Annotated in this window: 10 protein-coding genes and 1 riboswitch; of the genes, 9 read left to right on the top strand and 1 reads right to left on the bottom strand. The window is 74.1% G+C overall.

Annotated features, from left to right (window positions below):
• Nucleotides 1–253 precede the first annotated feature (253 nt).
• Nucleotides 254–454: riboswitch (cyclic di-AMP (ydaO/yuaA leader) on the top strand.
• Between the two features lie 2 nt (nt 455–456).
• The 7 genes from AC5R91_RS20945 (at nt 457) to purB (ending at nt 7,608) form a co-directional block, all read left to right on the top strand.
• Complete coding sequence (locus AC5R91_RS20945; RefSeq protein WP_495393028.1) at nt 457–1,170, top strand: transglycosylase family protein; 714 nt, start codon at nt 457–459, stop codon at nt 1,168–1,170.
• An 85-nt stretch (nt 1,171–1,255) separates the two neighbouring features.
• Nucleotides 1,256–1,693, top strand: a complete 438-nt coding sequence (locus AC5R91_RS20940) for a DUF3151 domain-containing protein (protein WP_495393027.1) — start codon at nt 1,256–1,258, stop codon at nt 1,691–1,693.
• A gap of 73 nt (nt 1,694–1,766) precedes the next feature.
• Entirely contained in the window at nt 1,767–3,050 is a 1,284-nt protein-coding gene (locus tag AC5R91_RS20935; protein ID WP_495393026.1) for an adenylosuccinate synthase, read from the top strand.
• Nucleotides 3,051–3,159: 109 nt separating this feature from the next.
• The gene (locus AC5R91_RS20930) at nt 3,160–4,059 is read left to right on the top strand and encodes a hypothetical protein (protein ID WP_495393025.1); all 900 of its coding nucleotides are present in this window, start codon (nt 3,160–3,162) and stop codon (nt 4,057–4,059) included.
• Between the two features lie 406 nt (nt 4,060–4,465).
• Nucleotides 4,466–5,776: a phosphoribosylamine--glycine ligase gene (gene purD, locus AC5R91_RS20925; RefSeq protein WP_495393024.1), complete on the top strand. Its 1,311-nt coding sequence runs from the start codon at nt 4,466–4,468 to the stop codon at nt 5,774–5,776.
• A 3-nt stretch (nt 5,777–5,779) separates the two neighbouring features.
• Complete coding sequence (gene purE / locus AC5R91_RS20920) at nt 5,780–6,304, top strand: 5-(carboxyamino)imidazole ribonucleotide mutase (protein ID WP_495393022.1); 525 nt, start codon at nt 5,780–5,782, stop codon at nt 6,302–6,304.
• Nucleotides 6,301–7,608, top strand: a complete 1,308-nt coding sequence (gene purB / locus AC5R91_RS20915) for an adenylosuccinate lyase (RefSeq protein WP_495393021.1) — start codon at nt 6,301–6,303, stop codon at nt 7,606–7,608. Before purE ends, purB begins: the two co-directional genes overlap by 4 nt.
• 169 nt (nt 7,609–7,777) lie before the next feature.
• Here the strand turns inward: purB and AC5R91_RS20910 are convergent, their stop codons facing one another.
• Complete coding sequence (locus tag AC5R91_RS20910; protein ID WP_495393020.1) at nt 7,778–8,551, bottom strand: hypothetical protein; 774 nt, start codon at nt 8,549–8,551, stop codon at nt 7,778–7,780.
• A 147-nt stretch (nt 8,552–8,698) separates the two neighbouring features.
• On the opposite strand from AC5R91_RS20910, the gene AC5R91_RS20905 reads away from it, so the two are divergent.
• Both AC5R91_RS20905 and AC5R91_RS20900 read left to right on the top strand, forming a co-directional pair.
• On the top strand, nt 8,699–9,610 hold the full coding sequence (locus AC5R91_RS20905; protein ID WP_495393019.1) for a phosphoribosylaminoimidazolesuccinocarboxamide synthase: 912 nt from the start codon (nt 8,699–8,701) through the stop codon (nt 9,608–9,610).
• Between the two features lie 197 nt (nt 9,611–9,807).
• A complete protein-coding gene (locus tag AC5R91_RS20900; RefSeq protein ID WP_495393018.1) occupies nt 9,808–12,216 on the top strand; it encodes an MMPL family transporter in 2,409 nt (802 codons plus the stop codon).
• Nucleotides 12,217–12,312: the final 96 nt, after the last annotated feature.

Genomic DNA, 12,312 nt, shown 5'->3' with positions numbered 1-12,312 from the left:
ACGGGCCGGTCGGCCACCAACTCCGCACCGGATGCCGCCGTCCGCCGTGGTGATACCCCGCGGCGCCGGCGGCACACCCCGCCGCCCGATCGGGCGGCACCGTCGGGCTCCGCCGTTCGCGCGTCCCAACCTGGTTACTCCGAACCACCCCGGTTTGCGCCCCTTGGACCGTTCTCGCTAGAGTGCCGATCACTCGCCACCCGGCGAGGTCGCTCGGACGGACGCCGAGTCCTGCCCGACGTGCGAGCGGCCCGTACTAGTCGCACCGCAACGGGCAGGAGTGGGGGACCCACCATTCGGGCGTCCCAGACGCCCTTGGGGTTAAGCAGGCTCGTCCCAGCCAATCCGGTGGGGAGAACGTTTCCCACGCATCACCGAAGGACCTGGGCGAACCGGCCGGGCCATCCCAGCCCGCACCCGACAGCTCACCCCGCAGGCGATCGGGATTGGACTGACATGCCGTCAGGACGGCGTGGTGGTAAACATCGGGCCCCGCAGGCCCATTCGACCGCGGGTCGTATCCTTCGCACCACCGGCGCGGTGACGGCCATCGTCGGCAGCGGGCTCGCGGTCACCGCGGCCCCCGCCGGCGCCGCCACCGCCGACGACTTCGCCAAGCTCCGGCAGTGCGAGTCCGGCGGGAACTACGCCGCCAACACCGGCAACAGCTTCTACGGCGGCTACCAGTTCGACCAGACGACCTGGCACGGCCTCGGCTACTCCGGCCGGCCTGACCAGGCCTCCCCCGCCACCCAGGACGAGGCGGCGGCCAAGCTCTACAACTCGCGGGGCTGGCAGCCCTGGCCGTCGTGCTCGCGCAAGATGGGCCTGACGAACAACGGCCCGGCCGCGGTCGGCTCCGGCGACGTCATCGAGCAGGCCCTCACCCCCGCCGAACCGCCGATGACGCTGGATCGCGCCCGCCAGGAGATGGGCGACAACTCCTACAAGGGCACCGTCCTCAACGCCGGTTACGGCGACGACGTCCGCCCGGATGCGTTCGTCTGGCAGGCCGCGATGCGCAACAAGAGCTTCATGCTCACCGTCGACGGAAAGTTCGGTCCGCAGTCGCAGGGCATCGCCGCCCTCTACGGCTACCTGACCCGGGTCAACGACGGCCAGCCCGGCGCCGTCGGCCAGAACCTGTGGAACGTCACCGTCCGGTCGTGACCCGCCGCGACTGCTCACCGCGCCAGTACGGCTGCTCGCCGCACCCACCCGGCGGGTCGCCACGCCCGTGCGGCAGGATGCATCCATGACGACGCCGTCCGACCCGGGCCGCAACCTGCTCTCGGGCCCGCCGCCGACGCTGCTGCCCTCCGACGCCATCGCCACCGACGCGCTGGCCGCCGGGGAGGCGCCGGCGGCCGTGGCCGCCGCCTCGCCCGCGCTGAGCGCCCCGTGGGCCGCCCTCGCCGAGGTCGCGCTGGCCGGCGACCGGCCCGTCGAGGCGTACGCGTACGCCCGCACCGGATACCACCGCGGACTCGACGCGCTGCGCCGCGCCGGCTGGCGGGGCAACGGGCCGATTCCCTGGTCGCACGAGCCGAACCGCGGCTTCCTGCGGTCCCTGGCCGCGCTCGGGCGCGCCGCGGCGGCCATCGGGGAGGCCGAGGAGGCCACCCGCTGCCACACCTTCCTCGCCGACAGCGATCCCAACGCCGCCCGCGAACTCGGCCTCGACGGATCGTGAGCCACCGGCGCCGTTCGGTAGAAGCATCTCCCGACCGGCCACGCGCGAGTGCCATCCCTAGTAACCTCGCCCGGTGCCCGCTCTCGTCCTCATCGGCGCCCAATGGGGCGACGAGGGAAAAGGAAAGGCGACCGACCTTCTGGGCGGCGCCGTCGACTACGTCGTCCGGTACCAGGGCGGCAACAACGCCGGCCACACGGTGGTCATCGGGGAGGAGCACTACGCCCTCCACCTGATCCCCAGCGGCATCCTGCGGGCCGACTGCGTGCCGGTGATCGGCAACGGGGTCGTGATCGACCCCGGCGTCCTGCTCACCGAGATGGACGGGCTCGCTGCCCGAGGCATCGACGTCTCGCGCCTGCTGATCAGCGCGAACGCTCATCTGATCATGCCGCATCACCGGGCCCTGGATCGGGTGACCGAGCGCTACCTGGGCAAGGCGCGGATCGGCACCACCGGTCGCGGCATCGGCCCGACCTACGGCGACAAGGTCGCCCGCACCGGCATCCGGGTCCAGGACCTGCTCGACCCGGGCATCTTCCGCAAGAAGCTCGAACTCGCGCTGCGCGAGAAGAACCAGGTCCTGGCGAAGGTCTACAACCGGCGGCGGATCGAGGTGGACGAGGTCGTCGAGGAGTACGCCGGCTACGCCGAGCGCCTCGGCCCGCACATCGCCGACACCGGCCTCGTCCTGGACCACGCGCTGCGCGCGGGCAAGGTCGTGCTGCTGGAGGGCTCCCAGGGCACGCTGCTCGACGTCGACCACGGCACCTATCCGTTCGTGACCTCGTCGAACCCGACCGCCGGGTACGCGGCGACCGGCGCCGGCATCGGGCCGACCCGGATCAACCGGGTCGTCGGGATCATCAAGGCGTACACCACCCGGGTCGGCGCCGGCCCCTTCCCCACCGAGCTGGATGACAAGGTCGGCGAGGAGCTACGGCGCATCGGCGGTGAGTTCGGCGTGACGACCGGCCGCGCCCGGCGCACCGGCTGGTTCGACGCGGTGATCGCCCGCTACGCGGTGCGGGTCAACGGCCTGACCGACCTGTTCCTCACCAAGCTGGACGTGCTGTCCGGCTTCGACCGCGTGCCGATCTGCGTGGGTTACGACATCGGTGGCGAGCGGGTCGACGAGATGCCGATGACGCAGACCGAGTTCCACCACGCCCGTCCCATCTACACCGAGCTGCCGGGCTGGCATGAGGATCTCTCCGACGTGCGGAAGTACGCCGACCTGCCCGCGGCCGCGAAGGACTACATCCGGACGCTGGAGGAGCTCTCCGGCGCGCCCGTCTCCGCGATCGGCGTCGGCCCGGGCCGGGACCAGACCCTGGTGATCAACGACCTGGTCTGACCCGCCCGGTGCGGCCGCCGCACCCCTCCCCCGCCCCGCTTGCATAACGCAGCGTTACCACAGAGGCTTGGACGGTCACGTTCAGCGATGGCGGGTGGGGGTGAGGACGGTGTCCGGTGCAGGGACCCGCCCGTCCGGCGACGATCACTCCGTGCCCGGCCAGATGCCGGCGCCACCCACCCCCGTCCCCGTCGACACTCGCACCGCCGACACCCGCACCGCGCCGGCCCCCACCGCGGCGGCCCCCACCGCCGACGCCCGGCCGGTCACAGAGACCTGGCGGGTCACGGAGTCAAGCGCAGTCAAGGACACCCGGCCGGCGTTGTGGGCGCCGGCGGTACGGCACCGGTACTTGCGCCCGACCGACTCCGACGCCTGGCCCGTCGGGTTCTCCCCCACCGGCGAGGCGCTGCCGGAGACGCTCACCGACGTGCTGCTGCGGGGCAGCCACGCCATCCGCAGCTCGAAGCGGGCCGAGGCGCAGCGGCTCGAACGCGCCGCCGCGGTCGCGAACCACGTCGACGCCCAGATTCGTGACTTCCTGGACTTCTGCGCCGCGGAGCACCTGGTGCCGCCGGTCACCGTACGGGCCCGCGGCACCCTGCCGCGCCGGCACGAGTCCCGGCCGCGCGCGGTCGTCGACCCGCACGGGAGCATCCCGACTCGGGTCGCGGCGGAGGCCGGCGACGAGCCGGCCGCCGGCGGGCAGCCGGCCCACCGGGTACACCGCCGCGAGCGGCTGAAGGCCTGGCCGCTGCTGTACTGGCGGTGCGAGTCGTTCCCGGCCGCCGGGCGGTCGCTGCACCTGTTCGTCGAGCCGGGCGGGCGTGCCTTCGAGGGACGCGACGACCCGTCGCCGCTGACGGTGCTCGGCCGGGAGGTCCGCGTCTGGCCGGTCGACACGGCCGCCATCGTCGCCGGCATGGCCGAGGTGGACGCCCGCCGCTGTGCCCTGCACCTGGTGCACGGGATGGCCCACCTGCTCTGGCGCGCGGGCGTCGGACTCTAGCCGAGTGGCTCTGCGCGCCCGGGTTGTTCTGATAGGCGGCCGTCGACGGATGGACGCGGAACGCCTGATGATCAGTTACGCGCTAGGCTGGGGCGCGTGACCCGATCCGACCGCCACGGCCCCCGGCCCGTTCGGGCGGTCGCGGGGGGCCCGCGCCATCTGGTGCGCCCGCGCTGGCTCCTCTCCCCGGCGCCGCGCGTCGGGGACCAGCTTTGACGGCCGCCCTTGGCCGTCGCCTGCGCCGCATTCCGCTGCGGCGCGGCCGCGGCCCCGCCGGCTGCGGCCGCACCGTGCCATCCGGCCGCACCGTCCCGTCCGGTCTCGTCGCCCCCATCCCGGCCGCCCGCCCGGCCCCCGGTGCCCGCCGGCGTGCGGCCGCCCGCCGCCCCCGCCCCGAGGTGAATAGATGAAGGTCCTGGTCGTCGGCTCTGGCGGGCGCGAGCACGCACTGTGCCGGGCGCTCGCTCGCGACCCGCGGGTCGACGCGCTCGTCTGCGCGCCGGGCAACGCCGGCACGGCCGAGCTCGCCGAGCCCCGCCCGCTCGACGTCGCCGACCCGGACGCGGTCGCCGACCTCGCCGAAAAGGTCGGCGCGGACCTCACCGTGATCGGCCCCGAGGGGCCGCTGGTCGCCGGGGCAGCCGACGAGGTACGCGCCCGCGGCCTGCCGGTGTTCGGGCCGAGCGCGGCCGCCGCCCGGCTGGAGGGCAGCAAGGCCTTCGCCAAGGGGGTCATGCGCGCCGCGGGCGTGCCCACCGCCGCCGCCCGCGACCACACCGAGGTCGAGCCGGCCCTCGCCGACCTCGACGAGTTCGGTCCGCCGTACGTGGTGAAGTACGACGGGCTCGCCGCCGGCAAGGGCGTCACCGTGACCGAGGACCGCGAGGCCGCCGTCGCCGCCGTACGCGCGAGCCTGCGCGGCCCGGACGACCGGGTCGTCCTGGAGGAGTACCTCGACGGGCCGGAGGTCTCGCTCTTCGCGGTCGTGACCGAGTCCGGCGCGGTCCTACCGCTGCTGCCCGCTCAGGACCACAAGCGGGTCGGCGACGGCGACACCGGGCCGAACACCGGCGGGATGGGCGCGTACACCCCGCTGCCCTGGGCATCGCACGGGCTGTCCGCGGAGATCGTCGCGACGGTGATCCGCCCGACCGTGGACGAGATGGCGCGGCGCGGCACCCCGTTCACCGGCCTGCTCTACGCGGGGCTCGCGCTGACCACCCGGGGCCCGCGGGTGGTGGAGTTCAACGTCCGCTTCGGCGATCCCGAGGTCCAGGCCATCCTCGCGCTGCTCACCACGCCGCTGACCGACGTGCTGTCCGGACGCCGCGCGCCGGTGTGGCGATCCGGCGCCGCCATCAGCGTCGTCGTGGCCGCGCCCGGCTACCCGGCGTCGCCACGACTGGGCGATCCGATCCGCGGGCTCGCCGCCGCCGGGGCGCTGACGGGGGTCGACGTACTGCACGCCGGGACCCGCCGGGACGCGGACGGGCAGGTCGTCTCGTCCGGCGGGCGCGTGCTGTCCGTCACGGCGATCGGCTCCAACCTGGAGTCCGCGCGAGGATCTGCCTACGAGGCCGTCAGCCGGATCTCGCTGGCCGGCGCCCATTACCGCACCGATATCGGGGACCCGTCCCGGATGCGTCATGCGGCTGACGTACACCGCGCGGACACCGCGCCGGGCGAGGACCCGACGCGGCCGAAGAAGAAGGAGTAGACCGTGTCGCAGAGCAGCACCGGGTCCGACCGTCCCCGGGTGGCCGTCGTCTTCGGGTCGCCGTCGGACACCCAGACGATGAGCAAGGCCGGCGCCACCCTGGAGCGCTTCGGGGTGCCCTACGAGCAGGTGTCGCTGTCGGCGCACCGGGCCCCGCGCACCCTCGCCGAGTACGTCGGCCAGTTGCGCGCCCGGGACATCTCGGTAGTCATCGCCGGGGCGGGCCTGGCCGCGGCGCTGCCCGGCGCCGTCGCCGCGCTGACGACGCTGCCGGTGATCGGGGTGCCGATCTCCGGCGGGGCGCTGGACGGGATGGACTCGATGCTCGCCATCGCCCAGATGCCCCCCGGCGTGCCGGTCGCCACCGTCGGGCTGAACAACTCGACGAACGCGGCGATTCTCGCCATCCAGATCCTGGCGCTGTCCGACCCAGACCTGAGCCTCAAGCTCGCCGCGTTCAAGGACGACTTCGAGCAGGCCGCGGCCGACGCCCTGGCCACGGCAGCCACCGCCGGCGCCCAGCCGTGATCGGCCGGTACACCCTGCCCGACATGGGCCGGGTGTGGTCCGAGGCGCACAAGTACGAGCTGTGGTGCCAGGTCGAGGTGCTGGTCATGGAGGCGCACGCCGCCGCCGGCCGGATTCCCGCCGACTCCGTCGCACCGGTCCGCGCGGCCCCCGCCCCCACGCCCGAGGCCGTCGCGGAGATCGAGGCCGTCACCCAGCACGACGTGATCGCCTTCCTGTCCGCGTGGGCGGACCGCACCGAGCCGCGCGCGGCCGCCGCCTACGTCCACTTCGGGATGACGTCGTCGGACCTGCTGGACACGGCGCTGGCCCTGCAGCTCGTCGAGTCCACCGACCTGCTGCTGGCCCGCGCGGACACCCTCGTCGCGGCGCTGCGCGACCTGGGCCTGGCCCACCGGGACACCCTGCGGGTCGGGCGCACCCATGGCATCCACGGCGAGCCGACCGTGTTCGGCCACCGGGTCGCCGACCTCGCCTTCGGCCTTGCCCGCTGCCGCGACCGGCTGCGCGCGGCCCGCGCGGACGTGGCCGTCGCGAAGATCTCCGGGGCGGTCGGGACGTACTCGAACATCGAGCCCGACGTCGAGGCGTACGTCGCCGACCGGCTGGGCCTGCGCCCGACGCCGGTGGCGACCCAGGTGGTGCTGCGCGACGGCGTCGCGAACTGGGTGGCGGCGCTGGCCGGGCTCGCGACGCTCTGCGAGGCGGTCGCGCTGGAGGTGCGCCACGGCCAGCGCACGGAGGTCCGGGAACTGTCCGAGCCGTTCGGCTCCGGGCAGAAGGGCTCCTCGGCGATGCCGCACAAGAAGAACCCGATCATGTCGGAGCGGATCGCCGGCCTCGCCCGGATCGTCCGCGCCCAGTACGTCCCCGTGCTGGAGGGCGTCCCGCTCTGGCACGAGCGCGACATCTCGCACTCCTCGACCGAGCGGATCGCCCTGCCGGACGCCGCCGCCGGCGTCGACTACCTGCTGCACCTGACGACGCGGCTGGTCACCGGCCTGGTCGTCGACACGGCGCGGATGCGGGCGAACCTCGACGCCACCGGCGGGCTGGTCTACACCTCGGCGGTGCTGCTGGAACTGGTCGAGACGGGCCTGTCGCGCGAGGACGCCTATGCCGTCACCCAGGCGGCGGCGATGGAGACCTGGCAGACCGGCGTGCCGTTCCGCGAGACCCTGCGCAAGCACGCCGGCGACCGTGGCCTGCCCCTCGACGAGGCCCGCCTGGACGAGGTCAGCCGCCCGGAGCGCTACACCGAGCGCCTCGGCCCCGTCTTCGACGCCCTCGCCGCCCTCACCTGAGCCGCGGCCCGGGGCCGGTCGGCGCCACTCGCCGGCCGGCCCCGGACTTCCTTGCCCTTCCGGGGGCCTCGGCGCCCGTTTCGTCCCCCCAGATCGGCAAGGCAGCCCAGCCCCCACCCAACCGGGCCCCCCGCCCAACCGCCCGAGGCCGGCAGCCGGGCGACGGCGGTCAGTGGATGGCCACCTCCAGGGCGACGAGGATCAGGCCGAGCAGGGAGCTGCCGGTGGCGTAGCGGGCCAGGCGCCAGCCGGTCAGCCCGGCCGCCCCGCCCGCGAGCAGGCCCCAGGCCGCCAGGAGCACGACGCAGGTCCACAGCGCCGCCTGCAGCGCGCCCTCGGCGGTGGCGCCGGCCACGCGGGCCAGGATCAGCACGGCCAGCGGGAGAACCGAGGCCTGCACCAGCGGCCAGTTCCGCGTCAGCGCCGTCCAGGCCAGCCGCAGGAGCCGCTGCGGCGGTCCGGTTCCTGGCGATCGTCTGCCGGGGGCCAGATGGTGACCGACGGCGTAGGCGTAGCCATGGGCCAGCCAGAACACCGTTACCGTGACCAGAACGTCGATGACGGTGCCGGCCAAGGAATCGTGCCGCGGGTCCTGCGCCGCGAGCAGGCCCGCGGTGAGGACCGTTCCATAGATCCCATGCTCCGGGTGCCCGGCGCCCGCTCCCCCGGCCAGCCGGGCGGCGACCGCGCCGATCCTGCGGGTGGAGCCGGTCCCGCGGGTGGAGCCGGTCCCGCGCGGGTCGCCGGTGCCGTGGCCGGCGCTGGAGCCCTCGTCGGCGCTGGAGCCCTCGTCGGCGCTGGAGCCCTCGTCGGCGCTGGAGCCGTGGCGGACCCTGGTGCCCTGGTCGGCGACTGTCTGCCGGGGGGCGCCGTCCCGGTTGTCTGACGCCTCCACCCAGCCTCCTGCCGTCACCTCGGCCCGCATCGACACGTCCGGCGGCATCCATGCTCGGTGATGGGTGCCGGCACCGCAGGTCGGCGGCGGGATCGTCCGACCTGCACGGACGCCACAGACGGACATATCGCTGCGCGGGCATGGCGCGGGACGCACCGGGCCACGAGAGCTGTCCGGGGTCGGTACGGTCGGGGCATGCCGCTGACACATGAGGAGTTCGCCGGACTCACCCACCTGGGTTCGGGCAAGGTCCGGGAGCTGTTCGCGGTCGGGGACGACGCCGTGCTCCTGGTCGCCAGCGACCGCATCTCGGCGTTCGACGTAGTCCTGCCGACCGAGATTCCCGACAAGGGTGCCGTGCTGACCGGGCTGTCACTGTGGTGGTTCGACCAGCTCTCCGACCTCGTCCCGTCCCACGTCATCAGCTCGAACGTGGACGAGTACCCGGCCGAGCTCGCGCCGTACACCGAGCAGTTGCGCGGCCGGTCGATGCTGTGCCGCCGCCTCGACATGGTGCTCATCGAGTGCGTGGCCCGCGGTTACCTGACCGGCAGCGGGCTGAAGGACTACCAGCGCACCGGCGCTGTCAGCGGGCACCCGCTGCCGGCCGGGCTGGTGGACGGCAGCCGGCTGCCGTCGACGATCTACACCCCGTCGACGAAGGCGCCGATCGGCGAGCACGACGAGAACATCAGCCGCGCGGACGCGGCCGGGCGGGTCGGCGCCGAGCTCGCCGCCGAGCTGGAGCGGCTCACCCTGCAGATCTTCGGCCGGGCCAGCGACCTCGCGGCCGAGCGGGGCATCCTGCTCGCGGACACGAAGTTCGAGTTCGGCCACGACGCCGAGGGCACGCTGCGGCTCGCCGACGAGGTGCTCACCCCCGACTCATCCCGGTTCTGGCCGGAGGACACCTGGTCGCCGGGCGTCTCCCAGCCGTCGTTCGACAAGCAGTACATCCGGGATTACCTGACGAGCACCGGCTGGGACAAGACCGAGCCGGGACCGGAGCTGCCGGACAACGTCGTCGAGGCGACGCGGGCCCGTTACATCGAGGCCTACGAGCGGCTGACCGGCATCTCCTTCAAGGACTACCTCTCCACCTCCTGAGGCCGTCCACGCTCCTGAGGCCGTCCACGCTCCTGAGGCCGTCCATGCTCCTGAGGCCGTCCATGCTCCTGAGGGATGGATGGTGGGGACAGCCCTGATGGTGGGGACAGCCCTACCGCGGGCGGGCGGATGGCTGCAGCGGAAAGCCGGTAGCTCGCCGCAGTGACCATGAACGTCCGGAACGAGATCGTCGTTCCATGCAGACGCCACCTCGCCCGAAAGCCGTTTTCCCAGGTCCGACAGCCGATCCAGGCCGGTCGGCCGACCCTCCGGGGGCCGGCCGACCCGCCCACCGGCCGGCCGGCGGGGACCGTCCGACGCACCTCGCCGCGCGGGCGGCGCGGTGGAGCGTGCGGCACCGCAAGCTGGCCGTCGGCGGCTGGCTGCTCGGCGTGGTCCTGGCGATCGTCCTCGGCAGCATGATCGGCACCCACACCCTGGCCGACGCCGACTACAGCACGGGCGAGGACTCCCGGGCCCAGCACATCCTGGCCGACCACGGCTACGTCGACACGGCCAGCGAGAACATCCTGATCCAGCGCGCGACCCCGGTGGCGGACCCCCGGACGCTGCTGGCGGACCCGCAGGTCCGCTCGGCGCTGACCGACGCCGCCGCCCGGGTGCGGGCGAGCGGGGTGGCGACGGCGCTGCGCAGCCCGCTGCCGGTGCCCGGGGCGAGCACCGACCCCGGCCTGGTGTCGCGCGATCTGCGCTCGGTGCTGCTCACCTTCGACCTCAAGGGCACCGCCGACGATCCGGCGTCGGTCGACCCGACCCTGGACGCCGTCGCCGCCGTCCGCGCGGCGCACCCCGGCGTGTCGGTCGAGCAGTTCGGGGACGCCAGCGCGGACAAGGCGCTCAATGCCACCGTCGGCAAGGACTTCCACCGCGCCGAGCTGCTGGCCATCCCGCTGACCCTCGGCATCCTGCTGGCCGTGTTCGGCGCGGTGGTCGCCGCGGTGATCCCGATGGCGCTGGCGCTGACCGCCTTCGTCGGGGCGCTGGGCCTGGTCGCCTTCGCCAGCCGGCTGTTCCCGACCGACGACACGGCGACCTCGGTCATGCTGCTGATCGGGCTTGCGGTCGGCGTCGACTACGCGCTGTTCTACATCCGCCGGGAACGCGAGGAGCGGGCCGCCGGCCACGGTCCCGAGCGCGCTCTGGAGATCGCCGCCGAGACCTCCGGGCACGCGGTGCTCGTCTCGGGCCTCACCGTCGCGGCGTCCATGGCGGGCCTGTTCATCACCGGCCTGTCGGTGTTCACCGGCGTCGCGGTCGGCACGGTCATCGTCGTCCTGGTGGCCGTGCTCGGCTCGCTGACCGTGCTGCCCGCGCTGCTGTCGCTGCTCGGCGACCGGGTGGAGCTGCTGCGGCTGCCGTGGCGGCGCCGGGCGACGCGGCGCCGCCACGGCGACGCGCAGGCGCACTCGGCCGGGCCGGGGATCATGGGTCGGCTCCTGCGCCGGCCCGCGCCGGTCGCCGCGGTGACGGGCGGCCTGCTGGTGCTGCTGGCGCTGCCCGCGCTCGGGATGCACACCGCCGAGCCCGGCATCGACGACATCCCGAAGAACCTGCCGATCATGAAGACCTACGAACGGCTCTCGACCGCCTTCCCCGGCGGCGAGGTCGCGGCGGCCGTCGTCGTCTCGGGCACCGACGGCGCGGACGTCACCACCCCGCAGGCGCGGGCGGCCATCGACGCGCTGCGCAGCCGGGCGGTGGCCAGCGGCCGGATGTTCGAGCCCGTGGTCGTCACGGTCACCGACGATCACCGGGTCGCCCGGGTCAGGATCCCGATCGCGGGCAGCGGCACGGACGGGGAGTCCGTCAGGGCCCTGCACACGCTGCGCTCGACGGTGATCCCCGCGACCATCGGCGCCGCCCCGGGCCTGCGGGCCGACGTCACCGGCACCACCGCCGGTTCCGCGGACTTCAACGCCCGGCTCAACGGCCGGACCCCGCTGGTGATCGCCTTCGTCATGATGCTGGCCTTCGGGCTGCTGCTGGCGGCGTTCCGCAGCGCCCTGGTCGCGGCCGTGGCCGTCGGCCTGAACCTGCTGTCGGTGGGGGCCGCGTACGGCCTGCTCGTCGCCGTCTTCCAGCACCACTGGGCAGACGGGCTGCTCGGCTACACCTCCACCGGGGCCGTCACCAACTGGCTGCCGCTGATGCTGTTCGTGGTGCTGTTCGGGCTGTCGATGGACTACCAGGTCTTCGTGCTCAGCCGGGTCCGGGAGGCCCGGGCGGCCGGGCTGTCCATGCGCGACGCCGTGACGGTGGGGGTGCGGCGCAGCGCGGGGGTGGTGACCAGCGCGGCGGTCATCATGGTCGCGGTGTTCTCGATCTTCGCGACGCTGTCCCAGGTCAGCATGAAGCAGCTCGGGGTGGGCCTGGGCGCGGCGATCCTCATCGACGCCACCCTGATCCGGGTGATCCTCATGCCGGCCGTGCTCACCCTGCTCGGGGAGCGCGTGTGGCGCGGCGACCAGCCGGGACCCGACGACCCGCGCCGGACCGACCTGCCCACCCAGCCGGTCGGCGCGGTCGGCGCGGTCGGCACCCGGGTACCCGCCCGTTCGGACCGCTCGGCGATGCCCCCGGGGTGACACACCCCGCCGGCCCCCGGACAGGCGTGGGGCACGGGCGCGGGGCTGGGGAAACGGCACGTGGATCATCGGGACGATGCCCGGATCACAGGGAGT

The sequence above is a fragment of the Frankia sp. BMG5.60 genome (genome assembly GCF_059428125.1).
This window is presented reverse-complemented; position numbering and strand designations above follow the sequence as displayed.